This is a genomic window from Photorhabdus hainanensis (genome assembly GCF_018448965.1).
Lineage (GTDB): Bacteria > Pseudomonadota > Gammaproteobacteria > Enterobacterales > Enterobacteriaceae > Photorhabdus > Photorhabdus akhurstii.
The window spans coordinates 69,816-96,434 of sequence record NZ_RCWD01000021.1 but is presented as its reverse complement, the minus strand read 5'-3'; the positions used below and the strand labels follow the sequence as shown (position 1 = coordinate 96,434).

Annotated in this window: 19 protein-coding genes, 5 tRNA genes and 3 pseudogenes; 3 read left to right on the top strand and 24 right to left on the bottom strand. The window is 42.8% G+C overall.

All coding sequences use genetic code 11. From position 1 onward, the window contains the following. Positions 1-112, top strand: a pseudogene (locus tag EAE92_RS14200) (IS630 family transposase); the annotation flags it as partial. A 1,346-nt stretch (positions 113-1,458) separates the two neighbouring features. Here EAE92_RS14200 and tyrA read toward each other — a convergent pair. The 8 genes from tyrA to ffh form a co-directional block, all read right to left on the bottom strand. After that, on the bottom strand, positions 1,459-2,580 hold the full coding sequence (gene tyrA, locus EAE92_RS14195; RefSeq protein WP_214068539.1) for a bifunctional chorismate mutase/prephenate dehydrogenase: 1,122 nt from the start codon (positions 2,578-2,580) through the stop codon (positions 1,459-1,461). A gap of 5 nt (positions 2,581-2,585) precedes the next feature. Continuing rightward, complete coding sequence (locus tag EAE92_RS14190; RefSeq protein ID WP_281422781.1) at positions 2,586-3,680, bottom strand: 3-deoxy-7-phosphoheptulonate synthase; 1,095 nt, start codon at positions 3,678-3,680, stop codon at positions 2,586-2,588. Positions 3,681-4,198: 518 nt separating this feature from the next. Continuing rightward, positions 4,199-5,005 carry an alpha/beta fold hydrolase gene (locus tag EAE92_RS14185; RefSeq protein WP_246545213.1) on the bottom strand — a complete coding sequence of 269 codons (807 nt, stop codon included), beginning with the start codon at positions 5,003-5,005 and terminating at the stop codon, positions 4,199-4,201. A 336-nt stretch (positions 5,006-5,341) separates the two neighbouring features. Next, complete coding sequence (rplS, locus tag EAE92_RS14180) at positions 5,342-5,695, bottom strand: 50S ribosomal protein L19 (protein ID WP_214068538.1); 354 nt, start codon at positions 5,693-5,695, stop codon at positions 5,342-5,344. Positions 5,696-5,759: 64 nt separating this feature from the next. Next, on the bottom strand, positions 5,760-6,512 hold the full coding sequence (gene trmD / locus EAE92_RS14175; RefSeq protein WP_105396158.1) for a tRNA (guanosine(37)-N1)-methyltransferase TrmD: 753 nt from the start codon (positions 6,510-6,512) through the stop codon (positions 5,760-5,762). A gap of 39 nt (positions 6,513-6,551) precedes the next feature. Further along, entirely contained in the window at positions 6,552-7,100 is a 549-nt protein-coding gene (rimM, locus tag EAE92_RS14170; RefSeq protein WP_214068537.1) for a ribosome maturation factor RimM, read from the bottom strand. 18 nt (positions 7,101-7,118) lie between these two features. Further along, positions 7,119-7,367 carry a 30S ribosomal protein S16 gene (gene rpsP, locus EAE92_RS14165; RefSeq protein ID WP_036814097.1) on the bottom strand — a complete coding sequence of 83 codons (249 nt, stop codon included), beginning with the start codon at positions 7,365-7,367 and terminating at the stop codon, positions 7,119-7,121. Positions 7,368-7,503: 136 nt separating this feature from the next. Continuing rightward, complete coding sequence (gene ffh / locus EAE92_RS14160; RefSeq protein ID WP_036814100.1) at positions 7,504-8,865, bottom strand: signal recognition particle protein; 1,362 nt, start codon at positions 8,863-8,865, stop codon at positions 7,504-7,506. Between the two features lie 185 nt (positions 8,866-9,050). Between ffh and EAE92_RS14155 the strand changes: the two genes are divergently transcribed. Next, positions 9,051-9,842, top strand: a complete 792-nt coding sequence (locus EAE92_RS14155) for a cytochrome C assembly family protein (RefSeq protein ID WP_214068536.1) — start codon at positions 9,051-9,053, stop codon at positions 9,840-9,842. Between the two features lie 39 nt (positions 9,843-9,881). Next, positions 9,882-11,174, top strand: coding sequence for an HlyC/CorC family transporter (locus EAE92_RS14150; RefSeq protein WP_214068535.1), 1,293 nt, complete (start codon positions 9,882-9,884; stop codon positions 11,172-11,174). A gap of 232 nt (positions 11,175-11,406) precedes the next feature. Here the strand turns inward: EAE92_RS14150 and luxS are convergent, their stop codons facing one another. From luxS to proB, 16 genes and pseudogenes are all read right to left on the bottom strand, one after another. Further along, positions 11,407-11,922, bottom strand: a complete 516-nt coding sequence (gene luxS, locus EAE92_RS14145; RefSeq protein WP_036782343.1) for an S-ribosylhomocysteine lyase — start codon at positions 11,920-11,922, stop codon at positions 11,407-11,409. A gap of 152 nt (positions 11,923-12,074) precedes the next feature. After that, on the bottom strand, positions 12,075-13,634 hold the full coding sequence (gene gshA / locus EAE92_RS14140; protein WP_214068534.1) for a glutamate--cysteine ligase: 1,560 nt from the start codon (positions 13,632-13,634) through the stop codon (positions 12,075-12,077). Positions 13,635-13,940: 306 nt separating this feature from the next. Further along, positions 13,941-14,017, bottom strand: a tRNA-Arg gene (locus EAE92_RS14135). Positions 14,018-14,104: 87 nt separating this feature from the next. Continuing rightward, positions 14,105-14,181: transfer RNA gene (locus tag EAE92_RS14130), tRNA-Arg, on the bottom strand. A gap of 92 nt (positions 14,182-14,273) precedes the next feature. Then, positions 14,274-14,347, bottom strand: a tRNA-Arg gene (locus tag EAE92_RS14125). Positions 14,348-14,435: 88 nt separating this feature from the next. Further along, a tRNA-Arg gene (locus tag EAE92_RS14120) sits at positions 14,436-14,512 on the bottom strand. 10 nt (positions 14,513-14,522) lie between these two features. Next, positions 14,523-14,615 (bottom strand) — tRNA-Ser (locus tag EAE92_RS14115). A gap of 387 nt (positions 14,616-15,002) precedes the next feature. After that, entirely contained in the window at positions 15,003-15,188 is a 186-nt protein-coding gene (gene csrA / locus EAE92_RS14110) for a carbon storage regulator CsrA (RefSeq protein WP_002209449.1), read from the bottom strand. A 246-nt stretch (positions 15,189-15,434) separates the two neighbouring features. Continuing rightward, positions 15,435-18,065: an alanine--tRNA ligase gene (gene alaS, locus EAE92_RS14105; protein WP_214068533.1), complete on the bottom strand. Its 2,631-nt coding sequence runs from the start codon at positions 18,063-18,065 to the stop codon at positions 15,435-15,437. Positions 18,066-18,508: 443 nt separating this feature from the next. Beyond that, a complete protein-coding gene (gene recA, locus EAE92_RS14100) occupies positions 18,509-19,576 on the bottom strand; it encodes a recombinase RecA (protein ID WP_046394746.1) in 1,068 nt (355 codons plus the stop codon). Positions 19,577-19,814: 238 nt separating this feature from the next. Then, positions 19,815-20,309: pseudogene (gene pncC / locus EAE92_RS14095) on the bottom strand (nicotinamide-nucleotide amidase); the annotation flags it as partial. Positions 20,310-20,334: 25 nt separating this feature from the next. After that, positions 20,335-21,489 (bottom strand): lysophospholipid transporter LplT, encoded by a 1,155-nt coding sequence (gene lplT / locus EAE92_RS14090; protein WP_246545217.1) that lies wholly within the window; start codon positions 21,487-21,489, stop codon positions 20,335-20,337. Positions 21,490-21,557: 68 nt separating this feature from the next. Continuing rightward, positions 21,558-23,435: pseudogene (gene aas, locus EAE92_RS14085) on the bottom strand (bifunctional acyl-ACP--phospholipid O-acyltransferase/long-chain-fatty-acid--ACP ligase); the annotation flags it as partial. 99 nt (positions 23,436-23,534) lie between these two features. After that, the gene (aroL, locus tag EAE92_RS14080) at positions 23,535-24,059 is read right to left on the bottom strand and encodes a shikimate kinase AroL (RefSeq protein WP_036814123.1); all 525 of its coding nucleotides are present in this window, start codon (positions 24,057-24,059) and stop codon (positions 23,535-23,537) included. Between the two features lie 175 nt (positions 24,060-24,234). Next, on the bottom strand, positions 24,235-25,488 hold the full coding sequence (gene proA, locus EAE92_RS14075) for a glutamate-5-semialdehyde dehydrogenase (RefSeq protein WP_214068529.1): 1,254 nt from the start codon (positions 25,486-25,488) through the stop codon (positions 24,235-24,237). A gap of 9 nt (positions 25,489-25,497) precedes the next feature. After that, entirely contained in the window at positions 25,498-26,601 is a 1,104-nt protein-coding gene (gene proB, locus EAE92_RS14070; protein WP_105396167.1) for a glutamate 5-kinase, read from the bottom strand. Between the last annotated feature and the right edge of the window lie 18 nt (positions 26,602-26,619).

Below are 26,619 nucleotides of genomic sequence, written 5' to 3'. Positions count from 1 at the left end.
TGAATTTCGAGACAACGTCTTCAAATTTTTCACCACAACGCTACCGGATATAGCGGACTCGCTGATGTCTAGAATTAACGACCATTTTCAGGTGCTAAAAACTGCATCTTGAAGTTTCTTGGGTATAAAATACGATATCCCATGATGGATAATTAAACTTAATAAAAAACAAGTGTAAAAAGGGGTAAAAACAGTGTTAAAACTTTATACCGATTAAATCCAGAAGTTAAAACTTAAGACCATGACTTTTAATAACAACTTAAAAACTGTCCATCGTAAAACCATCAGTAAAAATAAGAAATAAAAGCCGGCTTTGTTAATGCTTAAAGCGGATATGGTTAATGCTCATTAAACGTAAAACCATATACCATGATGGTTAAACTTTAATAAAAAAGGCATTAAAAAAGGGAAAAAAATTGTTAAAAGCTATACTATCTCAGCGCTAGCAATTACCGGTTATTTCTACCGGTATCTGTCAGATTAAATCCGGTTCAGCTTTTTTCCCAGATTCATTTACCATCTAAAAAGCAGGTATTAAAGGAGGTAAAAACATGGTTAAAACCGTATACCGATTAAACCCGGAAGTTAACACCATGACTTTTAATAACAACTTAAAAACTGCCCATCATAAAGCTATCAGTAAAAAATAAGCAATGAAAATCGATTTTATTAATACTTAAAGCGAATATGATTAATGCTCATTAAACGTAAGACCACATACCATGATGGTTAAACTTAGTAAAAAACAGGGATAAAAAAGGGGTAAAACATGGTTAAAACTCTATACCGATTAAACCCAGAAGTTAACACCATGATTTTTAATAACAACTTAAAAACTGCCCATCATAAAGCTATCAGTAAAAAATAAAAACTGGCTTTATCAATGCTTACATACCTAGAAAAAAAGACAAATAAAAATATGAATAGGTTTATCCGTTTACCAGAAAATATATCGCCCCAAAAACCATCTTTAATAACGTTTTCAACCGGTGAATAACCTTTTACTAAACCAGTTAAATAATTCGATGATAAAAAAACCGCGTAACAAAACCCGAAAATAAATAATTTAACCAAATAATAACTCAGCTATTTTCAGCATTATTATATTGCACATCTACCATGTAAAATTGCGATACCTTAAATACGCCAGTTTAAACTTGCTTTACACGTCTTTAATCCGTCCAATAGCATTGCTTTTCTATGGTCTAATTTAAACTACGCCTCCATTTTATGCCTTTAATGTGATCTAATCCGCAAAGCCTTTCACCCTCATTAATACCATTAAACTTGTCAGCAATTTGAACAGGGTATTGTCATATCCGATTCTTTTTATACCCGTTATCTTTCAAGTTGCCTCTTTGTTGGCTGCGCTCACTCACCCCGGTCACATAGTTATCCATGCTCCCGGGGATTCACTCCCTTGCCGTCGCGATGCATCTTGAAATCCATAGGGGATAGCTATTGGCGACTATCATTCGCTTGTTGAAGCAATACCCTGCTCTCTCTCATAAAATGAGGCGCATAATCACCAAACCATTCACTAACATCTTCAAAACTGCTGACAAAAGCCCGTTTATCCCGGCTTTCCAATATCTCTAACGCTTGTCCAAAACTTTGGTGATAACGGCGTATAAGATCAATATTCTCTGGTGATGACATAATAATATCCGCGTAAAGTTGAGGATCTTGCGCGAATAACCGCCCGACCATGATCAGTTCCAAACGGTAAATAGGGGAAGATATTGATAACAGTTGTTGTAAATCAGCGCCTTCCTGTGCGAGATGTTGCCCATAAGCAAATGTCGTGAAATGGCGCAACGCCTGAATAAAGCTCATGTTTTTATCATGCTGTTCAGGACTCATCTGATGCAAGCAAGCCCCCCAAATCAACAACTGTTCTAAAAACCATTGATAAGCTTCCTCTTGACGTCCGTCACAGTAAACAACAACTTGTTTTACCAAACTACCGACATCCGGCCCAAACATAGGATGTAATCCCAACACTGGACCTTTATGCACATCAAGCATAGCTTGTAATGGCTGCTGTTTAACAGACGCCAAATCCACCAAAATGCAATGGTCAGGTAATGGCGGTAAACAGCGAATAACCCCTTCTGTCAAATGAATAGGTACGCTGATAATCACCATACCCGCTCCCGCCAGAATCTGCTCCGCGTCAGGCCAATCTTGTGGTTCCAGATTTTTGACTTCATAACCAGACAATGTTAACAAGCGGCCAAACAGTTTCCCCATTTTGCCCAGGCCACCAACAATAACTATCGGCCCCAATTGAGGGCAAAGTGTTTTAAACCCTTTGTTATTTTCACTGGTGTAAGATTCCCGCATAATGCGGCGCAAGATATCTTCAATTAAATCAGGTGGAACCCCAAACTCTTCGGCCTCCTGCCGACGTGAAGCAAGCATCGCCATTTCTCTGTCAGGCGCATAAATTGACAACCCATTCTGGCTTTTTACCTCACCAATCTCTGCAACCAATTCCAGACGCTTTGCCAGTAAGCCCAGCAAAGCTTTATCCACTTCATCAATCTTATCCCGCAATTGAGATAATTCAGCCGCCATATTTATTATCCCGCTTTTTTCAGTACTGTTATTCTTTGCGACAATTGCCTGCTAAGTTGCTGATGTAATTTTCTTAGAATTGCCTCTGTCGTCTGCCAACTAATACACGCGTCAGTAACTGATACGCCATATTTCATTTCACTACGCGGTTGTTCAGAGGATTGATTACCCTCATTAATGTTGCTTTCCAACATAATGCCAGTAATCGATCGATTCCCTGAAATGATCTGATCCGCAACAGAATCCACAACCAAACTTTGGCGACGAAAATCCTTGTTAGAGTTACCATGACTACAATCAATCATCAAGGATGGCAATAATCCAGACTGAATCATTTGCTGTTCACATTCCATTACATGTTGGGCGCTGTAATTAGGCGTCTTACCACCACGCAAGATAATATGTCCATTCGGGTTCCCTTGCGTTTGTAATAAACACACCTGCCCCGATTGATTTATTCCCACAAAACGGTGTGGCATAGCAGCGGCACACATCGCATTAATTGCCGTGCTCAAGCTACCATCAGTCCCATTTTTGAAACCAACAGGCATAGATAAGCCTGAAGCCATTTCACGGTGTGTCTGAGATTCCGTAGTTCTCGCGCCAATTGCAGACCAACTGAATAAATCCCCCAAATATTGTGGGCTATTCGGATCTAAAGCTTCTGTTGCAAGAGGTAATCCCATTTTAACCAAACTAAGTAATAAGCGGCGGGCAATATGCAGGCCAGCTTCCACATCAAATGAACCATCCATGAATGGATCATTAATAAGACCTTTCCAACCCACGGTTGTACGAGGCTTTTCAAAATAGACACGCATGACGATGTACAAGCTATCACTCAATTCAGCAGAAAGGGCGGCCAAACGGTGAGCATAATCCAAAGCCGCGTCTACGTCATGAATAGAACAAGGACCACAGACTACCAGCAAACGGGGATCACGGAGCTGAACAATGTCAGCTATTGCTTTACGCGCGTTTGCAATAGCATGTAGATCATCATTGCTCAGTGGGTATTGTTGCTTTAATTCTTTTGGAGTGATAAGAATTTGCTCACCACTGATGTGAACGTTATTAAGTACATCTCTTTGCATGAACATGTCGATTTTCTCCTCAAATTATCATTCTGTACTCATTTGTTTTTATGCATTTGACTAATAACATATCATGCGTCGTAAAGAATACAATCCAAAAGTGTAAACAAATCTAAAACACTGTAAATTATTATTTACAAAAAATGAAAAAGGAGTCAATTCAATGATAAATCTATTCTATAACCAATTAATAAGATTTAAATTATTTTATATAGAAAAATATTAGAAATACTTATGTTAAAATAATTTTAATATCAGAACAAATAGGCAATGTTTTATGATCGTTAATCTTTCATTTTTCCATTTAAAATCATCAGGTAAAAAATATATTTATCTCATTTCTATTATTAAAAACAAAGAATATCAATAATCGCAGTTTATATTTAATATGAAATTACTGAATGGCGCCCATAAAATATTAAGCTATATCCAATCCTCTTTTTCATTAATTTATTAAAGGAAATCAATACACTAATGTCAGCGGTCTGAGGCCGGATTTTCCAGCCTCTTTATTAAAATATTTGTTACAGAGCTTGCTGTAAAAAAGCAATTAATTCCTGATTAACTTTATGGGGTTGCTCTAATGTGGAAATATGCCCTGCATCCTGGATAATAATATGATTACAGTGCAATATTTCAGCCATCAAATAACCCTCCAGAGGCGGGCGAGGCGTATCTTGTTCACCAGTAATAACCAGAGAGGGAATATCCAGTTTTTCCAACAAATGCGTTCTATCTTCACGCCCAAATATTATTCTACCTAACGGAACAACACTATTACGCAATGTTTCCGCAGGAATGGCTGCCAGACGCTGAGTTAATTCATCAACCAAATGTTGAGCCGGTTGCTGACTAAAGAAGGCTGGCGCTATCTGCTGTTGCAAAATAGATTGAGGAATTGCGCCAGCCTGCTCTATCGCATCCAACATGGCAAAGTATTTTGTATGAGTCACTTCAGGCTCTAATCCGACAAAGGTATCCATCAAAACCAGTGCCTTAACTCTGTCCGGCGCCATCTCTACCAACTCAATTCCCCACATACCGCCAGCGGATAACCCAATGATAGCGAACTCTTTAATGCCAAGTTGATCCATCAACGCCAGGTAATCCCGAGCTAAATCAGCTAAAGTGCGATGTTGTTCTGGTAGCTCTCCCGAATTTCCATGTCCCCAGAGATCAGGAACAATCACCCGGTATTTTTTACTTAAAGCCTCGATCTGAGGCGCCCACATAGTAGAATCAAACAAATAGCTATGCCCTAGTAATAACGGGAAACCTTCACCTTCATCTCGGTAAGCCATTGTTTTGTTATGTATTTGAAAAGTTTTCAAAGCAAATCCTTATCGTCAGTTAATCACGCCTGAAATTATTCTAAGACTCTCAAAATAATTGTCTTTAAGATTATTACAATCTGATAATAATGTATTGCCGAATAATTTATCGATGAGTAAAAATCCTCCTTCATAAAAGGGAACATTGATTTCACCCCAGAGGGACGTAATAAAAGATCCTCCAAAAAACTCGCCCGTATTCAACCTGTTTCTTCATTACAATAAACCAAATTGATGACCAGGCCCACAAAACGTGGTTTTAAATCGGGGATAAAAAAAGAGGTCAGCAATTGCTGACCTCTTTTAATGATAACTTTCGGATGTAACGAAAGCGTATTATTTGCTGTTCAGACGCTCTTTAATACGAGCAGCTTTACCAGAACGCTCACGCAGATAGTACAATTTAGCTCTACGAACAGCGCCACGACGTTTAACGTGAATGCTGTCTACGACTGGGGAGTGAGTCTGGAATACACGCTCAACACCTTCGCCGTTAGAAACTTTGCGAACAGTGAATGCAGAGTGCAGACCGCGGTTACGGATAGCGATAACCACGCCCTCGAATGCCTGCAGACGTTTCTTAGCACCTTCTACGACCCATACCTTAACTTCCACGGTGTCACCCGGACGGAATGAAGGTACGTCTTGCTTCATCTGCTCTTGTTCAAGTTGTTTAATAATGTTGCTCATAATAATTCTCTTACCCTAGGTAAACTGATATATCAGAGACATTCCCTTCGGGGATATGTCTGGATTAATTAGTTGCTTCAGCTAGATGTTCCCGTTGGAACTCTGTTAGCAATATCCTTTGCTCGTCAGTCAGAGCTAGGTTTTCCAGAAGTTCAGGTCTTCTAAGCCAGGTCCGGCCAAGCGATTGTTTCATCCGCCAGCGATTAATTTCAGCATGATTTCCAGACAGCAATACTGGTGGAACTTCCATACCATCTAATACCTCCGGGCGAGTATAGTGCGGACAATCCAGCAATCCATCAGCAAAAGAGTCCTCTTCCGCCGATGCCTGACGCCCCAGAACACCCGGAATGAACCGAGAAACTGAGTCGATCATCGTCATTGCAGGGATTTCACCGCCACTGAGTACGTAATCACCGATAGACCACTCTTCGTCAATCTCGGTTTGGATCACCCTCTCATCTATCCCTTCATAGCGGCCGCAAATCAAAATCAGCTTTTCATTTGTCGCCAGCTCACAAACCCCTTGTTGGTTGAGTTTGCGTCCCTGAGGTGAAAGATAAATCACTTTTGCGCCTTCGCCTGCCGCAGTTTTTGCTGCATGAATGGCTTCCCGTAAAGGCTGAACCATCATCAACATGCCTGGACCACCGCCATAAGGTCGATCGTCAACGGTACGATGCCGGTCATAGGTAAAATCCCGTGGATTCCAGCATTCAATACTTAACAGGCCATTTTTCACTGCCCGGCCAGTTACCCCATAATCGGTTATTGCGCGGAACATTTCAGGAAACAGGCTAATAACCCCAATCCACATTATCGCGTCCCACTCATTTCAACCGCTTATAACCGGAGTTTAAAAACCAGGATCCCAATCTACTTCAATAGTTTTGGTAGCGAGATCGACTTTCTTGATAACCTGCCCATCAAGAAACGGAATGAGCCGTTCCTTGATACCGAATGCATCTTTCAGGTTTGCTTTAATTACCATTACGTCGTTAGAACCAGTTTCCATCATGTCGTTGACAGTCCCCAAGTTATAACCCGCAGTGCTGATTACCTGGCAGCCTATTAAGTCTTTCCAGTAGTAATCACCCGCATCCAGCTCTGGCAATTGTTCTGAATCTACAATAATTTCGCAATTAGTCAGTAAATTCGCAGCATCCAGATCATCAATACCTTTGATTTTGATGATCATATCCTGATTGTGGTGTTTCCAAGCTTCCAGTTCGATGTGTCGCCACCGACCTGCCCGTTGAATAAACCACGGTTGATACTCAAAAATGTCTTCGGCATGTTCGGTGGAAGAAAAAACTCTGAGCCAACCACGAATACCATAAGTTGAACCTAGTTTTCCCAATACAATTGGGTTTACAGGCGGTTCAAAACAGGTTTGCTTGCTCATAGTTACCACCGCGACAGATTAAGCTGCTTTTTTGGCGTCTTTGATCAGTGTAGAAACACGATCAGACACAGTTGCACCCAGACCAATCCAATGTTCGATACGGTCCAGATCTAAACGCAGTGCTTCTGCTTTCCCTGTTGCAATAGGGTTGAAGAAGCCAACACGCTCGATAAAGCGACCATCACGCGGGCTGCGGCTATCGGTCACGACTACTTGGTAAAACGGACGCTTTTTGGCGCCGCCACGAGCTAAACGAATTGTTACCATAACATCCTCATTAGTTAACAAAACAACCAGACTTCATCGAGGAACGAAGTCCGGTTGTCAGATAAAAAGCCCGAAAAGTTTACTCACTTTGGCGCAAAAAGCAATCCAAAGTGGATATTCTTCGAGATTTTATCGATTAACGGCCCATAAATCCGGGTGGCATCATGCCTTTCATACCACGCATCATTTTTGCCAGGCCGCCTTTTTTCATCTTTTTCATCATGCGCTGCATTTCGTCGAATTGTTTAAGCAAGCGGTTAACATCTTGAACTTGAGTGCCTGAACCATTAGCAATACGACGTTTACGAGAACCTTTAATTATTTCCGGTTTTTCCCGCTCTTTACGCGTCATGGAATTGATAATCGCTTCCATTTTTACCAGAATTTTATCATCCATCTGGGATTTCACTGCATCTGGCACTTGAGACATTCCCGGCATTTTGCTTAACATGCTGGCCATTCCCCCCATGTTACGCATCTGCTTTAGCTGATCTAGAAAGTCATTTAAATCGAAGCCGTCACCTTTCTTTAATTTAGAAGCCAGCTTTTCAGCCTGAGTGCGATCGACTTTACTTTCAATCTCTTCAATCAGAGAAATGACATCGCCCATTCCAAGGATGCGAGAGGCAATACGATCCGGGTGAAACGGCTCCAACGCATCCGTTTTTTCACCAACACCCAGGAATTTAATCGGCTTACCGGTAATATGACGAATAGATAGCGCAGCACCGCCACGGGCATCACCATCGACTTTAGTCAACACCACACCGGTCAGCGGCAATGCTTCATTGAAAGCTTTCGCGGTATTAGCCGCATCCTGCCCCGTCATCGCATCAACAACGAACAGGGTTTCCACTGGATTAATGGCTTTATGAACCTGTTTGATTTCATCCATCATCGCTTCGTCAACATGCAGACGACCCGCTGTATCCACCAAAAGTACATCATAGAATTTCAATTTGGCGTGCTGTACCGCTTGAGTCACGATATCAACGGGTTTTTCCTGAGCGTCAGAAGGATAGAAATCAATACCAACTGCCTGCGCCAAGGTTTCAAGCTGTTTGATAGCGGCCGGACGATAGACGTCGGCAGATACCACTAAAACTTTTTTCTTCTGTTTTCCTTTTAGAAAGCTACCGAGCTTGGCAACGCTGGTCGTTTTACCTGCGCCTTGCAGGCCCGCCATTAATACGACGGCAGGAGGCTGAGTAGAAAGATTCAGTTCACTGTTAACTTCCCCCATCGCCTTAACGAGTTCATTCTGAACAATTTTGACAAACTCTTGGCCGGGAGTAAGACTTTTATTCACCTCGTGGCCTACCGCGCTCTCTTTAACGCACGAAATAAAATCACGCACTACAGGCAATGCAACGTCAGCTTCAAGTAAAGCCATGCGAACTTCACGCAGTGTCTCTTTAATATTGTCTTCGGTCAGTCGCCCACGGCCACTGATATTGCGCAATGTGCGCGATAGTCTGTCGGTTAGATTATCAAACATTGTCTCTGCTCAATTTTTTTAAAATGGGCTACCTGTAAGGCGTATTTCGCAAATTATAACACGATGGTAAAGGATCTCTGCACAGAGATTCGCACCGATAGTTAACAACAGTTGGAGGCTATCCTTGCTGGCGGTATACTTAAGCTTTAATTCAACCAAAGACTATCGCTAAAACGACTAATGCTATGCCAGTATTTTCTATAATTTCTTCATTCGCTTATTTACTCAGCCTGGTACTGATTATTCCCAGCTTATTGCGGAAATCGAAAGGATACCGCAGGCTGGCATTACTTTCCGCGATTGTCGCTTTAATTTGTCATGCTATTGCCCTTAAATACCAGATTTTCCACGTTAGCAGCGGGCAAAATCTCACTCTCCTAAATCTAGGTTCTATTGTCAGTTTACTGACTTGCATCATCATGACAATTGTTGCTTCTCATGGTCGAGCCTGGTTCCTGCTACCCATTGTTTACAGTTTTGCCATGATAAATTTGGTCTTAGCGAGTCTGATGCCAGGTGAATTTATTACCCATCTAGAGGCCAGCTTTGGATTATCTATTCATATTGGATTAGCGCTTCTTGGTTACGCAACTTTACTTATCGCTGCATTATATGCATTACAACTTGGATGGTTGGATCATCAGCTTAAAAACAAAAAACTCTCTTTTGCGCCAAATATGCCCCCATTAATGTTCATTGAACGCAAAATGTTTCATATCACTCAGGTCGGCGTAATATTGCTAACACTGACGCTCTGTACCGGCATCCTCTATATAGATAATATTTTCAGTAGCGAAAATATCCACAAAGCAATTTTGTCCATCATCGCGTGGTTTGTTTATATCGTTTTATTATGGGGCCACTACCATGATGGATGGCGCGGTAAACGCGTTATCTGGTTTAACCTGATCGGCGCGTTGACCCTGACGCTCGCCTATTTCGGCAATCGATTATTACAGGAAATCATGGTTTACTAGGAGTATGATGTCCAATCAATACTTGGAAGGAATTCTGTTTTGGATCATGTTTCAACAAGCACATTACTGATTATTTTAGTCATCATGGTCATTGTCTCAGCTTATTTCTCCGCCTCCGAGACAGGTATGATGACAATGAATCGTTATCGCTTACGTCATCTGGCAAAGCAAGGGAATCGTTCTGCCCGGAGAGTTGAAGCATTACTTCGTCATCCTGAGCAGCTTATCAGCCTGATTCTTATCGGCAATAATCTGGTTAATATTCTTGCATCAGCACTCGCTACTATCATTGGCATGCGTCTTTACGGCGATGCCGGAGTCGCTATCGCAACCGGTATTCTGACGTTTATCGTACTGATATTTTCTGAAGTTATGCCAAAAACGATAGCCGCCCTCTATCCTGAAAGAGTCGCTTTTCCGAGCAGTTTTTTGCTCCGCCCGTTACAGAAAATCATGCTGCCGTTAGTTTGGACGCTAAATAAAATTACTTTATTGCTAATGCGTTGCCTTGGTATCAAACATCCTACTGGCTCTAGTCACGCAATTAGCAAAGATGAACTCCGCACTATTGTAAATGAATCAAATGCCAAGCTATCACAGCAACATCAAGATATGCTGATTTCAATTTTAGATCTGGAAAAAGTCACAATCGGCGACATTATGGTTCCCCGTAATGAAATTATTGGCATTGATATTAATGATGACTGGAAATCCATCATACGGCAATTAACTCATTCACCTCACGGCCGGATCGTGCTTTATCGTGATTCGCTTGATGACGCTATCGGCATGCTTCGTGTACGTGAAGCTTACCGACTGATGACAGAAAAAAAAGAGTTCACCAAAAGAAATCTGATTAAAGCAGCAGATAAAATCTATTATGTCCCAGTCAGCACACCACTTAATATTCAGTTAGTGAATTTCCAACGCAATAAGGAAAAAGCCGGGCTAATCGTTGATGAATACGGTGATATTCAAGGACTGGTCACTGTTGAAGATATCCTCGAAGAGATTGTCGGTGATTTTACAACATCAATGTCCCCTTCTCTGGCAGAAGAAGTTTCACCACAAAGCGACGGCACTATTTTGGTTGACGGGACAGCCAATATCCGCGAATTAAATAAAGCCTTTAACTGGGCATTGCCTGTTGATGGACCACGAACGGTTAATGGCATGGTGCTTGAAGAGTTAGGGGAAATACCTGCTCTTAATGTACAAGTGCAAATCGGCAAATATAATTTTGAAGTACTTTCAGTCAACGATAATGTCATTAAACAAGTTCGAGTCACTCCCATTAGCCAATTTCCTGAGCAAGAAGCACAAGCTATTTAAATCGCTGCGGAAAATTAACACCGCTGGAGGTATATCACCAACCTCCAACGGCAAATTCCTGTTAATATACCCGTCATCTTTCAAGTTGCCTCTTTGTTGGCTGCACTCACTCACCCCGGTCACATAGTTACCTATGCTCCCGGGGATTCGCTCCCTTGCCGTCGCGATTCATCTTGAAATCCATAGGGTATACTTCATCTCAGGAACCCAAAATATTATCACTGCTATGGAACTACACTTTCAATTCGGTCAGTTTTTCTTCCGGCAATGCCAACTCATCATTCTTATTAACGAGGACGTCTGAATCAAGAATATGACGTGCAATATCCTGAGCTTCTGTCAGTGAATGCATGTGATAAGTACCGCATTGATAAATATTTAGCTCTGGGATCTGGCTCTGATCTTTCACTTTCAAGACATCAGCCATCGCCGCTTTCCACGCGTCTGCAACGCGTATTTCCGCCGGTGCGCCAATCAAGCTCATATAAAAACCTGTTCGACATCCCATTGGCGATATATCAATAATTTCAACCCCCTCGCCATTGAGGTGGTTGCGCATAAAACCAGCAAACAAATGTTCAAGTGTATGGATACCCTTTTCAGGCATAACCTGTTTATTGGGTACGCAGAAACGTAAGTCAAAAACTGTGATGGTGTCGCCATGAGGCGTTTTCATAGTCTTAGCAACTCTTACGGCTGGCGCATTCATACGAGTATGGTCAACAGTAAAACTATCCAGTAAAGGCATTTCTTCATCTCCACAAAAAATTCAGATTTTTCTTCAAGCAAATGAAACTTTTTCATCTGCCACCGGTCATAAAGAATGAAAGACGCGTTATTATTATCCCTATTCTCTAGAAAATCCCATTTGGCCACTTTTACTTGTGGCCGTTTTCTTTTCTAGCATCCTGTCTGTTGCTTCAGATACTCATCAAAACTCATCGTATCGTCACGTTCCAATGCGTCTTGTCGCTCTACGGAGGTCCTGCGTTCTATAGCAAACTGTTCGTCGCTAATAACCTCATATTTTTCATTGATCAGTTGCTGATGGTATTCATCTGCCAGTTCCAGTCCAAAGCCGCCAATGCCCTGGTCCTTCATTTTTTCCAGCACGCGAGCCGATAAAGTCAGTGATGAATCATCAAACATAGCAATTAATTCTTCGCAAACTTTTTGATATTGTGTGCCAGAACAACTATCCAATATTGCGGCAACCCGTTTCAAGTCACTAAATAACTTTTTGCCGACTTTCGCTAACGGCTCTTCCACACTTCCACAACCAAGACCAATCATTTGCCCTGGTTTACGCCCTTCAAGGATCACTCTATCCCAGTTCTTACGGCAACAATCTAATTCATCACTGCCCATTTCAGGCGCTTCGGCAAGCACGCACCATATTAAGAATAGGTCAAGAAAACGAATTTGTGTTTCATTGACGCCAATCGCTGCAAATGGATTAATATCCAATGAACGCACTTCGATATATTCCACTCCCCCACGCAACAACGCATCAGAAGGCGATTCATTCCCTTTTGTGACACGCTTAGGTCGGATCGGCGCATACAACTCATTTTCAATTTGTAAGACGTTGGTATTGAGCTGAATGTGTTTATCACCTTGCTTAATGCCCAATTTAGCAAACTCATCAGATGGCTTGCGAATCGCTTTTTTCAACCCGTCAATATAGGTGTGTAGGTTATTAAACGTAATATTCAGATCACTTTGTGATTTATTAGTGTACCCCAGATTACTCATTCTTAATGAAGTCGCATAAGGCAGATAACAAGTTCCATTTTCTGTCCGATCAAACAGAAAAGAAGTCTCTCTTCCACGTAAGAACGAGGAACAAATTGCCGGAGAAGCGCCAAACAAGTATGGGATCACCCACCCAAAGCGATAATAGTTACGGATCAAGCGGAAATAGCCATTAGAGATCTGCTCTTTACCACTCTCTACATCTTCAATACCAGCCCAGGCGCGCCAGAACTCAATTGGCAATGAAAAATTATAATGAACCCCGGATATGGTCTGCATTAACGCGCCATAACGATTTTTTAACCCTTCACGGTATAAAGTCTTATAGCGACCAACATTCGATGTACCATATTGAGCCAGAGTAATGTTCTCCTCCGCATCAATAAAGCATGGCATACTCAATGGCCACATTTTTTCTTTATCCAGCATACGCGCCGTGTGACGATGAATATCGCTAAGAAAAGAAATCGTATATTTTATGTCATCATTAACTGGTGTTATGAACTCCAACAATGACTCTGCAAAATCAGTAGTAATCCATTTATGCGTAAGCGCTGCACCAAGTGCTTTAGGATGTTCCGTTATGGCTAAACTACCATCGGCAGTAATACGCAATGTTTCACGTTCAACACCGCGACGAATTCCATTTAAAATTGTCGGATGCGCCTCTAGCCATGATAGAGCCTTTGATACGTCCGGGATCAATTCGACCTCCCGTAGTGTTTTAGAAGAATTTTTATAAGGGTTTACTTTATCTTAAACAAGTCAAATTGTCGCTGATTAGATATATACCCGTCATCTTTCAAGTTGCCTCTTTGTTGGCTGCACTCACCCCGGTCACATAGTTTGCTATGCTCCCGGGGATTCGCTCCTTTGCCGTCGCGATGCATCTTGAAATCCATAGGGTATAGCAGCAAAAATATTTCAGCGTCATACAGAGAGTGAGTGAGTTATGTGGCAACACGGGCAGCCAGAAAGGAAAAAGCCCTGCTGTTGAAGCAGGGCTTGATATGGCGCATCCAGAAGGATTCGAACCTCCGACCGCTCGGTTCGTAGCCGAGTACTCTATCCAGCTGAGCTATGGATGCATGTTCAGTTTTTTACTCTGGTAAAAGGCAGTAGTTGCTTCTATTACCTGAATGGCGCCTTGGATGATTTCATTTCAAGGCTAAATATGGCGCATCCAGAAGGATTCGAACCTCCGACCGCTCGGTTCGTAGCCGAGTACTCTATCCAGCTGAGCTATGGATGCGTGTTCAGTTTTTCACTCTTGGTAAAAGGCAGTGGTTACTTCGATTACCTGAATGGCGCCTCGGATGATTTCATCCCAAGGCTAAATTATTGCGCATCCAGAAGGATTCGAACCTCCGACCGCTCGGTTCGTAGCCGAGTACTCTATCCAGCTGAGCTATGGATGCGTGTCCAGTTTTTCACTCTTGGTAAAAGGCAGTAGTTGCTTCTATTACCTGAATGGCGCCTTGGATGATTTCATCTCAAGGCTAAATATGGCGCATCCAGAAGGATTCGAACCTCCGACCGCTCGGTTCGTAGCCGAGTACTCTATCCAGCTGAGCTATGGATGCGTGATTTAAATGGCGGTGAGAGAGGGATTCGAACCCTCGATGCAGCTTTTAACCGCATACTCCCTTAGCAGGGGAGCGCCTTCAGCCTCTCGGCCATCTCACCGTACGCTTTCTTTCGAATCGCAACTCAGAACTTTTGTTTAAGCTCCTCGTCACTGCGTGGCGCACATATTACTTTCCCAGACTTATAAGTCAAACAATTTTTCTAAACCTGTGTTTGTTTGAACACTTCACACGCAAGATGTTTAGTTTGACGTCAGAAAGTATGCTTTATCGTCAGTAAATTATCACAACCTCAATTGAAGTACATACAAATCATTATTCGCCACAATAGCATGCCAGGAGCACGCTATTCTTACGATAGAAAAACAAAAAAGATGGGAAAATAGACAAGAGTTTAAAAAATTAGCAAGATTAGAAAATACCAACAGAGGTGAGATCCCTCAAAAATGGCGCCCGGTTCTGACAGAGATAGGACGCCAACTTAGAGTCAGTAAGTTGTTGGCTGAGACTTTTCGGCCTGAATCCGCTGATAAATTTCTTCACGGTGAACAGAAACTTCTTTAGGGGCATTTACACCAATACGAACTTGGTTACCTTTAACCCCCAGTACTGTAACTGTTACCTCATCGCCTATCATGAGCGTTTCACCAACTCGACGAGTCAGAATAAGCATTCTTTGCTCCTTGAAAATTTAAAAGAGTCGGGTCTTTCGGTTTCCCCGCTATTATCCATCAAACACCGTGAAAACGTAAAACAATGGTATATGCTTAAAGTATAAGCAATTTTAAGCGCATTTCCTACCTATATAGTTTAGCCAAAATAAATAAATATGCGCTTAACCTTTTAACAATTTCACAACAAGATTTCAAGGCACCACAAAAACAACGCTATGATGCCCCGTAAACTCAGGTAATACCGCTTATAGCCGCGATGCTACCCACTCTTGCACGCTATCCAAAGCAGAAGGCAATGCTTCAACATCAGAACCGCCTGCCTGGGCCATATCAGGACGACCACCGCCTTTACCACCGATTTGTTGAGCCACAGAAGAAATTAACTCACCTGCTCTTATTTTAGCAGTCAGATCCTTTGTGACACCAACAATTAAGCTGACTTTATCATCACTTATAGTGGAAAGCACAATAATCGCTGAACCTAGTTGATTTTTCAGATCATCAACCATCGTCCTCAACATCTTAGGTTCTGTATTACTTAACTGACTGACCAGCAACTTCACACCCTTCACTTCTGTCGCTTTGCTTGCTAAAGAAGTGCTTTCTTGTGCGGCCTGTTGATCTTTAAGCTGTTGAAGCTCTTTTTCCAACGCTTTGGTTCTATCCAGCGTCACCCGTACTTTTTCACTCAGGCTATGGATATCACTTTTCACTAATTGAGCAATATCTTGAAGTAAATCAACCTGTTGATGTACAGACTCCACCGCTTTCCTACCTGTAATCGCTTCGATCCTACGGATACCCGCAGCCGTTCCAGATTCAGCAATAATACGGAACAAGCCAATATCACCGGTGCGATTTGCATGAGTCCCTCCACATAATTCAGTGGAAAAATCCCCCATTGACAGTACGCGAACTTGTTCTGCATATTTTTCACCAAACAGTGCCATCGCACCTTTGGCTTTTGCTGTTTCCAGATCCGTCAATTCAGTAATAACAGGTGAATTTTGACGAACTTCGGCATTAACCAAATCCTCAACCTGACGGATCTGTTCTGGTTTCATCGCTTCAAAGTGAGAAAAATCAAAGCGAAGGTATTTATCGTTAACCAGAGAGCCTTTCTGCGATACGTGCTCACCCAAAACTTGACGTAACGCAGCATGTAACAGATGGGTTGCTGAGTGATTCAAACGAATTGCATCACGACGTTCAATATCAATAACCGCATTGATGTTACGGTTTACACTTAAGGTACCTTTTTCAAGCTTACCAATATGACCAATAGCCTGACCATATTTTTGTGTATCAATAACACAAAAAGCACAATCGGCATTACTCAGAATGCCTGAGTCACCAACCTGTCCACCAGACTCAGCATAAAAAGCGGTCTTATCCAATATAACAATCGCTTCTTCACCCGCTTGAATTTGATCGACTGATTCACCATTACGGAAAATAACAGTTACTGTTGCCTGCTGTTCGTTATGATCGTAACCAGAGAAATCACTACGCTCATCAACTTTGATCAATTCATTATAATCGGTGCCGAAACCACTTGATTCACGAGCACGACGACGCTGATTTTCCATTGCCACGGAAAATCCCGCTTCATCAACGCTAATATTACGCTCACGGCAAACATCAGCGGTTAAATCCACCGGGAAACCATAAGTATCATACAGACGGAAAGCCGTTTCGCCATCCAGAATATCACCGGACAGTTTTGCCAGTTCATCGTCTAGCAACTGGAGACCTCGTTCCAGAGTGCGGGCAAACTGCTCTTCTTCTGTTTTCAAGATCTGCTCAACAATAGTTTGCTGGCGTTTAAGCTCTTCTCCCGCCGCACCCATCACGTCTATCAATGGCGCAACCAGTTTGTAGAAGAAGGTATCTTTAGCCCCCAACATGTTACCGTGACGGATAGCTCGGCGAATAATACGACGCAGAACATAACCACGGTTTTCATTAGAAGGAATAACACCATCACAAATCAAAAATGCACATGAACGAATGTGATCAGCAATAACCCGCAGAGATTTATTACTCAGATCATCTGTAGCGCCAGTGACATTAGCAACAGCAGTAATCAAATCACGGAACAGATCGATCTCATAGTTAGAATTGACGTGCTGCAATACAGCGGCGACGCGCTCCAGCCCCATCCCCGTATCTACTGATGGTTTTGGCAACGGCTCCATCGTGCCATCGGCATGACGGTTGAACTGCATAAAGACGATATTCCAGATTTCAATATATCTGTCACCATCTTCCTCCGGGCTTCCTGGCGGTCCACCCCAGATATGTTCACCATGATCATAAAAAATTTCAGTGCAAGGGCCGCAAGGACCGGTATCACCCATTTGCCAGAAATTATCCGATGCATAAGGCGCGCCTTTGTTATCACCAATGCGGATAATTCTTTCTGTTGGTATGCCGACTTCGTTCTTCCAAATATCATAGGCTTCATCATCTGTCTGATAGACAGTCACCCATAATTTTTCTTTAGGCAAATTGAACCAATCTTTGCCCGTCAGAAGTTCCCAAGCATAATTAATAGCATCATGTTTGAAATAGTCACCAAAACTGAAATTACCGAGCATCTCAAAAAAAGTATGATGGCGTGCGGTGTAACCTACATTTTCTAAATCGTTATGTTTACCACCGGCACGAACACAACGTTGAGCAGTTGTTGCTCGGGAATAAGATCTTTTGTCCTGTCCAAGAAATAGATCCTTAAACTGGTTCATCCCTGCGTTGGTAAATAGCAGTGTTGGGTCATTATTTGGCACCAAAGAACTACTTGGTACGATTTGATGCCCTTTAGTATGAAAAAAGTCGAGAAACGCTTGACGGATCTCAGCGGTGCTTTTGCTCATAATTGTCCCGAAATCAAGCTGGAAAAAACAGATTTATGAATTGGTTAGGTGGGATATTCCATCACCTACTTTCAACTCACGAATAAACAAAGTGGGGATAAGATAAAAGTTCTTCTATTAGAAGTATACCCGTCATCTTTCAAGTTGCCTCTTTGTTGGCCGCACTCGCTCACCCCGGTCACATAGTTTATGCTCCCGGGAATTCACTCCCTTGCCGTCGCGACGCATCTTGAAATCCATAAGGTATAAAATCCCAGACACATCCATTCGCTGGCAGCATTGTAAATCGTCTGGGTATTTTCTGAAAGCATGATCGCATAATATGGATAATACTTGCTTTCTGAGAGAAGAAACCGCGTCATTATTAACGCGGTATAAGTTTGATGACAAAACTTTTACAGTTTTAATCCGAGAATTACAGACTACCGATATAATTAGTCAGATTAGAATTCTTCGTTATTCATCTCTTCGTTTTCATCGCCTTCGTAATCAGAAGCGGCACTACTGAATTCGCCGGCATTATGCAACAGCATTTCACGTAATTTTTTATCCAGTTCAGCAGAAATTTCAGGATGCTCTTTCAGGTAGATGGTAGCATTCGCTTTGCCCTGACCAATTTTATCGCCATTATAGCTGTACCATGCGCCCGCTTTTTCCACCAGTTTATGCTTCACGCCTAAATCGATTAATTCACCATAAGTGTTAATGCCTTCGCCATACATAATCTGGAATTCTGCTTGCTTAAATGGCGCTGCCACTTTGTTTTTGACTACCTTAACACGGGTTTCGCTACCAACAACCTCTTCGCCATTTTTCACAGAACCAATGCGGCGAATATCCAGACGAACAGAAGCATAGAATTTCAGCGCGTTACCACCGGTTGTGGTTTCAGGGTTACCGAACATGACGCCAATTTTCATACGGATCTGGTTGATAAAGATCAATAACGTATTGGAGCTTTTCAAGTTACCGGCCAGTTTACGCATTGCCTGACTCATCATTCGAGCTGCCAGCCCCATATGAGAATCACCAATTTCCCCTTCTATTTCGGCTTTTGGCGTTAAGGCGGCTACGGAGTCTACGATAATGACATCAACAGCGCCGGAACGTGTCAACGCATCGCAGATCTCAAGAGCCTGCTCTCCGGTATCGGGTTGAGAACACAACAGATTATCAATATCAACGCCCAACTTCTTAGCATAGATAGGATCAAGGGCGTGTTCAGCATCAATAAACGCACAGGTTTTACCTTCACGTTGTGCCGCGGCGATAACCTGTAATGTCAGCGTTGTCTTACCAGAAGACTCCGGGCCATAAATTTCAACAATACGCCCCATCGGCAGGCCGCCAGCACCTAATGCAATATCCAGTGACAATGAACCCGTGGAGATAGTTTCAACGTCCATTGAACGGTCTTCGCCCAAACGCATGATGGAACCTTTGCCAAACTGTTTTTCAATTTGGCCTAGTGCCGCCGCTAGTGCTTTTTGTTTATTTTCATCAATAGCCATTTTTACTCCCTCGTAAGCAATGAAAGGGTTCTCTCACTGCCGATGAATAATTTCTGATACTCAATGTTGCTTGCAATTATACTGTATAATCATACAGCATCAAGTTAATTTTTTATACCCGTCATCTTTCAAGTCGCCTCTTTGTTGGCTGCGCTCGCTCACCCCGGTCACATAGTTCTCTATGCTCCCGGGGATTCGCTCCCTTGCCGTCGCGATCCATCTTGAAATCCATAGAGTATATAATCTCTGATAACAGTGTTTTCAGAGAATAAATGACAGCTTGAAGGCGTACTTCATTTCGATCGCCGTTAAAACAACAACGGCGGGAAACAACTTCTACCCCATTTACCGTTAGGTAGGCAAATCCAAACCACACTGTACCAACAGGTTTTTCTTCGCTGCCGCCATCAGGCCCGGCAATGCCACTGACCGAAACCGCCAGATCTGCCCGCGCGGCTTTCAGCGCTCCTGCGGCCATTTCTCTCACAACCTGTTCACTCACAGCCCCATGTTGCTGTAAAACGGCTTCTGACACACCAAGCATCTGATGCTTAGCGTTATTACTGTATGTCACAAAGCTTCGGTCAAAATAAGCAGAGCTGCCGGCAATATCTGAAATTGTTTTCGCCAACCAGCCACCGGTGCAAGATTCAGCACAGGTCACCCACAGTTTTTGCTGTCTCAGCTTCTCTCCCAGTTCAATACTAAGCTGAGTCAGAATTTTTTCACTCATAACACACTCTTTATCCGGTAAAAGATCAATTTCTTTGAAACCGGTTCCAAATCCACAAACTCATGATTGTCAACGCCAACAGAGTACCAAAACCTATCCCTGTTGTAACAACCGGGACGCCTATTTTAATAACCAATGAGTACAAGCCAAGCATCAATAACATGGCGATATTCTCACCCAAGTTCTGTACTGCGATGGCATAACCGGCCCCAATCGTTTGTTTGCCGCTTTCCTGCAATAATGCATTCAGTGGAACAATAAACAAACCGCCAAAAATACCGAGAATGATTAATAAGACATAGGAAGCCCAAATATTTTGCTGAACAGCAAAAATGACCACCATCACGCCGATTAAAACACCAGCAGGCATACAACGATGGACTGTTTTAAGGGTGATGAAACGGGCAGCAACACCTGCGCCAATAATAATGCCGACAGCAACCATCACATTAAGTATTGTCGGCGTGCTATTGTCAGAAATTCCCAGCACAACAGGTACCCATAAGACCAATAGGAATCTCATTGTTATGCCCGCCCCCCAGAACAAACTGGTGCCAATTAAAGAAAACCTAGCTCCTTTGTTATGCCAAAGAATACAACAAGATGAAGCAAAGTCTGTCAGCATCTTTTTCAGATTCCAGCCCTTATCCTGACGCACCGCCGATAATCGGGGGATAAAGAAATTAGCGACAACAGCGATACCATACATCAGCGCACAGACAAGCAGTGCGACAGCCAGGTTCCAGTCAGACAAAAAACCGCCAGCAACAGAGCCCGTAAGAATAGCAATTATCGTTGAAGCCTCCATCAAGCCATTAGCCTTTACTAAACGATCACCATCGGTCAGTTCAACCAAGATTCCGTATTTAGCCGGTGAATATGATGCAGCCCCCACGCCCACCAAGGCATAACCTAAAAATGGATCATATCCCAGGCAAATAGTAAATGCGCCCAACAACTTGACGCTATTAGCAAACAACATCACACGATCTTTCGGGAAACGATCGGCAATTTGCCCCACAAAAGGCGCCAATAGGATATATGCCAAAACAAACACTATCTGTAATATCGGCTGGCTCCAGTCAGGATAAAACTGGGCTTTCAACTGTGCCAGAATCGCAAACAACAGCGCGTTATCGGCAAAAGCTGAAAAAAATTGTGACACCAATACGGCTTTCATGCCACGGGTTAATAACGGTTGAACAACGACGGATTCATTCACGATGATTATTCCTGTTCAGCTTCACTTTCCAATGACACGATTTTTTCCTGTTTAGCAAAATGTTTCCCCTGACCGAGAATAGTACAGAATCCCTGTTCATCAATTGAAACAATGTCTCCGGTATCGAACCAATCAAACTGAATATTCCCATGCTCATCTTTTGCCGCTGGTGGTTCTAAATGATTTGGATCTTCAATTCTCAGATACCCTTTCATCATATTCGGGCCACGCAGTTGCAAACGTCCCCCCTCCTTAATTCCTGCTACTGGAATCAAACGGGATTCCATTGCCGGCAAAATCCGCCCAACAGTACCGACTTTCGCCATCATCGGCACATTCAGTGCAATGACAGGCGCACATTCGGTCATGTCATATCCTTCTAAAATGCGAATACCAAATTTGTCTTGCCAAATCTGTTTCGTATTTTCAGTGAGCTTTTCAACACCGGCTATAACACAACGAAGACGCGCAAAATCATATGAATGAGCGAAATAGGCATAATTCTCCAGGAAAGTAGATGTACCCAATAATACGGTACAGTTACGTTCATATACCAGTTCTGGCACTATCCGGTAATGCAATGGGTTTGGGTAGAGGAATATTCGGCTACCAGACAACAACGGAGTGAATAAGCCAACCGTCAATCCAAATGCATGAAATAGCGGTAGAGAAGACATAAAACGGTCAAGTGGATTGAAATCAGTAATGGTTTTTATCTGTTCCACATTGGCTAACAAACTCGCGTGGCTGTGAACCACACCTTTTGATACAACTTCTGAACCGGACGTAAATAGCACCAAAGCATCATCATCTGGTTTTTGCGCCACCATCGCTCGCTTCGGAAAAAAGAGGTGCCACAAGATCCATAATTTATCCTGAAAAGTCACTGTACCTGCCAAATCCTCAAGATAAACCCAATTAACCTCGGTAACCTGCTCAGATAAATGAGTTAATCGCTCCTTTTCCAGAAATTGTCGGGAAGTCACAATCGTTTTAATACTGGCAATCGCTACCGCATTCTTCAATCCATGACTGTCGGTTGTATAGTTTAGTAAAGCCGGAATTCTTCCCCTCAAAGATGCCCCGAATATCGCAGCGACCATAATAGTGGCATTGGGTAAAAGAAAACCAACCCGTTCCCCCTGACAGGTAAAACGCTGCAAAATACGGCTAACGCCCAGTATTTTTTTAAGCAGACTGTTATAACTGTCTTCTTTAAAAGAAACATCTTCAATACAGGGCTTAAAACGACCAAATTGTTTTCGTGCAACCAGTAAAGATTCAAATATTGTTTCTTGTGGTCGGGTCGCCATGCGTGCATTCATCATTATTTCATGCAAACGCTCACCGGCTAAACGACGTCGTTGCTCCGAACTAGACGCATTCGGCATCAGCAATTGTGTCGCGGGCAGGATTTTCATTGTCACCTTCGGAAAAAAGTGAAGTTTGAAAATACCTTTTAATCGGCTGAATAGGGTTCTTTCTAACCCTTCAAAGCGAACAGGAACCACAGCGGCTTCGGATATCGCCGCAATAAAAGCCGCCCCATCATAGATTTTCATCAAAGAACCGGTAACAGTAATTCTCCCCTCGGGAAAAACAACTATTGGCCGCCCCTTTTCTATTTCCTTAACCAACACCCTGACAGCCATTGGATTTATTGGGTCCAAAGGGACTATTTCAACATAGCGACTTACCAGTTTCATAAAACCACGATTTGCAATATTGGAATAGACAGCAAATACTGGCTTAACCGGCAAGAAAAGCGTCAGCAAAACACCATCAAGAAAAGAGACATGATTAGGCGTGATAAGGCATTTAGGGTGGTTAAATTGTTTAATATCTCCTTCTACTGTTAAACGAAACATTAAACGAAAAACGAGCCTTAGAAATTTAAACAACATATTCGTATCTCAACCCATTTGAAAAAATAAATAGAAGATACTATTTATTATTCGACACTGTAATAGTTTTATTTCTCTATAAAAGATACTAAAATAGTGTCAGGAAACTATTCCAGAGAGCATAATTTCTTTCACATAAGTTGCAATTTTTTCCGGTGAAAGTTGCGCATTAATAATATGGTTCGCACATTCACAGTAGAGATTTTCTCTGGCGGCAAGCACTTCTTCCATTTCTTCAACAATAGATTTTCCCGTCAAACTAGGGCGTTGGGTACTTTCTGGTTGCTGCATTAATCGTTCAGCCAAAATGCTCGCTGAAGCTTGAAGATAAATCACCGTGCCATTTTGTCGCATATATTGGCGATTTGCAGCGGAAAGAATGATCCCTCCACCGGTAGAAATAACACGATTGCTTTGACTAACTTGTTGTAAAGCTTGGCTTTCTAATTGCCGAAATTGTTGCCACCCTTGCTGGTTAACAATATCCGCAATGGTCATGTTGCTGGTTTGTTGGATATAGTGATCAGTGTCAATAAATGTGTACGATAATTCATTGGCTAATAATTTTCCAACCGTCGTTTTTCCTGCCCCACGTGCACCTACAATAAACAATATTTGGTTCACTGCCTGATATCCTTGGTAAATTTCATCGTTAAAAATATATTAACGCCTATAGTAACCAGAACTTTACACTAACGTAAAATCAAAAGTTAATATATACGGTAAAAGCTACCCCAAAGCATGATCTTATCGAAACTTCAATATAACCAGATACGCTTCTGGGGTAACAGTAAACACATTACTTACGGATTAAATCATCCCCATAACCAATCCATTTATACGTAGTCAGCGCATCTAATCCCATTGGGCCGCGGGAATGCAGTTTCTGCGTACTAACGGCAACTTCCGCTCCCAAACCAAACTGGCCGCCATCAGTAAAACGAGTGCTAGCATTCACATAAACCGCGGCAGAATCAACCTGACGAACAAAATAGTCAGCATTGTGCAAAGATTGAGTCAAAATAGCATCAGAATGGGACGTACCATAGGTACGAATATGATCAATTGCCTGCTCCATATCACTGACAATTTCCACATTCATATCCAGAGATAACCACTCATCACGGTAATCTGCTTCCGTAACATCCACGACCTTAGCCGGTCCATCCTTCAAAAAAGCCATTGCTGATTTACTCGCATGCAGAGTCACTCCCTGCGCTTTCATGTTCTTGCTCAATGCAGGCAGAAAATCAGCCGCAATCTTATGATGTACCAGCAAGGTTTCCAAAGCATTACAGGCACTCGGACGTTGCACTTTAGCGTTAGTGATTACAGTTAATGCCTTATCAAAATCAGCACTTTCATCGACAAAAGTATGACAAACACCAATTCCACCCGTAATAACTGGAATGGTCGATTGCTCGCGGCACAGCTTATGCAACCCTGCGCCACCACGTGGAATCAACATATCCACATAGCGATCCATTTTCAGTAGCTGAATGACTAACTCACGGTCCGGTTTATCTATCGCCTGCACGGCTGCGGTAGGTAATCCACTCTGTTCAAGTGCCTGCTGAATGACTTTCACTGTCGCTTGATTGGTGTTGTGAGTCTCTTTACCACCACGCAAAATAACCGCATTACCAGTTTTCAAACACAGAGATGCAACATCGATGGTGACATTAGGACGTGCTTCATAAATCACCCCAACCACACCCAGCGGTACACGGCGACGCTCCAACCTCAAGCCACTGTCAAGCAAACTGCCATCAATGACTTCCCCTACCGGGTCAGATAAACCGCATACCTGACGAACATCGTGAGCTATCGCCGTCAAACGCTCCGGCGTCAATAACAGACGATCCAACAATGCTTCGCTCATGCCCTGTTCACGGGCCTGAATCATATCAAGCTGATTAGCTGCAAGAATGATTGCGCTTTCCTGCTCTAGTAAATCTGCAATGCGGACTAATGCCTGATTTTTCTGTTTTGTACTTAGCTGTGCCAGTTGCCATGCAGCTTCCCTGGCAGCCTTTCCTATTTGTTCTAACATTATGAATCCTTAACTCACAATCATGTCGTCACGATGAACCGCAACAGCGCCATATTCATAACCGAGGATCTGGCTTATCTGCTGTGAATGGCGGCCTGCAATTAAACGTAGAGCATCACTGTTATAACGGCAAACACCATGCGCCAAATCCTTACCAGACAGGCTACGAATGCAGATAACTTCTCCACGGGAGAAATCACCTTTAATATTTTTAATCCCTTTCGGTAATAAAGAGCTGCCTTTTTCGCAGATTGCTGTTTCAGCACCATGATCTACAATAATTTCACCCGCCGGAGGTGCGCCAAAAATCCAACGCTTGCGATTTTCCATCGGGCTTTCCAACCCATGAAAGCGAGTACCTACTGAATTACCTTCAATGACATCAGAGATGACATCAGGTTTATTACCAGCGGCAATAATGACATCAATACCCGCGCGACCTGCAATCCCCGCCGCCTGAAGTTTAGTTGCCATTCCTCCCGTCCCTAAACCCGAAATGCTATCACCGGCAACCATACGTAATTCATCGCTGATGTCATAAACTTCCGGGATAAGTTTTGCGTCTGGATTGCTACGCGGATCAGCGGTATATAGCCCTTCAATATCCGTCAGCAATAGCAACTTATCCGCTCCCCCCAGAATTGCCGCCAACGCAGATAAATTATCATTATCACCCACTTTAATTTCCGCCGTCGCAACCGCATCATTCTCATTAATTACGGGCACAATGCGATTATCGAGCAAAGCCTGTAAGGTATCTCTGGCATTTAAAAAACGTTCGCGATCTTCTAAATCTGCTCGGGTCAGTAACATTTGCCCAACATGAATACCATAAATAGAAAAAAGCTGCTCCCATAACTGAATCAACCGGCTCTGCCCGACCGCCGCCAGCAATTGCTTGGACGCAATCGTTGCCGGGAGATCCGGATAGCCCAAATGTTCCCTCCCTGCCGCAATAGCACCGGAAGTCACAATAATAATGCGATGACCTTTTTCATGCTGTTGAGCACATTGCCTTACCAGTTCTACAATATGAGCTCGATTCAGGCGACGAGAGCCGCCTGTCAGTACGCTCGTCCCCAGTTTCACAACCAATGTTTGGCTGCTATTCATCATATTTTTGCCATTAGA

What these genes read in the sequence shown, in the direction of transcription:
- lplT (WP_246545217.1), bottom strand. Translation starts at nt 21,489, where the DNA reads ATGAAAGCCGTATTGGTGTCACAATTTTTTTCAGCTTTTGCCGATAAC.
- csrA (WP_002209449.1), bottom strand. Translation starts at nt 15,188, where the DNA reads ATGCTTATTCTGACTCGTCGAGTTGGTGAAACGCTCATGATAGGCGAT.
- trmD (WP_105396158.1), bottom strand. Translation starts at nt 6,512, where the DNA reads ATGTGGATTGGGGTTATTAGCCTGTTTCCTGAAATGTTCCGCGCAATA.
- luxS (WP_036782343.1), bottom strand. Translation starts at nt 11,922, where the DNA reads ATGCCTTTACTGGATAGTTTTACTGTTGACCATACTCGTATGAATGCG.
- recA (WP_046394746.1), bottom strand. Translation starts at nt 19,576, where the DNA reads ATGGCTATTGATGAAAATAAACAAAAAGCACTAGCGGCGGCACTAGGC.
- alaS (WP_214068533.1), bottom strand. Translation starts at nt 18,065, where the DNA reads ATGAGCAAAAGCACCGCTGAGATCCGTCAAGCGTTTCTCGACTTTTTT.
- tyrA (WP_214068539.1), bottom strand. Translation starts at nt 2,580, where the DNA reads ATGGCGGCTGAATTATCTCAATTGCGGGATAAGATTGATGAAGTGGAT.
- proB (WP_105396167.1), bottom strand. Translation starts at nt 26,601, where the DNA reads ATGAATAGCAGCCAAACATTGGTTGTGAAACTGGGGACGAGCGTACTG.
- rpsP (WP_036814097.1), bottom strand. Translation starts at nt 7,367, where the DNA reads ATGGTAACAATTCGTTTAGCTCGTGGCGGCGCCAAAAAGCGTCCGTTT.
- EAE92_RS14190 (WP_281422781.1), bottom strand. Translation starts at nt 3,680, where the DNA reads ATGTTCATGCAAAGAGATGTACTTAATAACGTTCACATCAGTGGTGAG.
- rimM (WP_214068537.1), bottom strand. Translation starts at nt 7,100, where the DNA reads ATGAGCAAGCAAACCTGTTTTGAACCGCCTGTAAACCCAATTGTATTG.
- proA (WP_214068529.1), bottom strand. Translation starts at nt 25,488, where the DNA reads ATGTTAGAACAAATAGGAAAGGCTGCCAGGGAAGCTGCATGGCAACTG.
- EAE92_RS14155 (WP_214068536.1), top strand. Translation starts at nt 9,051, where the DNA reads ATGCCAGTATTTTCTATAATTTCTTCATTCGCTTATTTACTCAGCCTG.
- rplS (WP_214068538.1), bottom strand. Translation starts at nt 5,695, where the DNA reads ATGAGCAACATTATTAAACAACTTGAACAAGAGCAGATGAAGCAAGAC.
- ffh (WP_036814100.1), bottom strand. Translation starts at nt 8,865, where the DNA reads ATGTTTGATAATCTAACCGACAGACTATCGCGCACATTGCGCAATATC.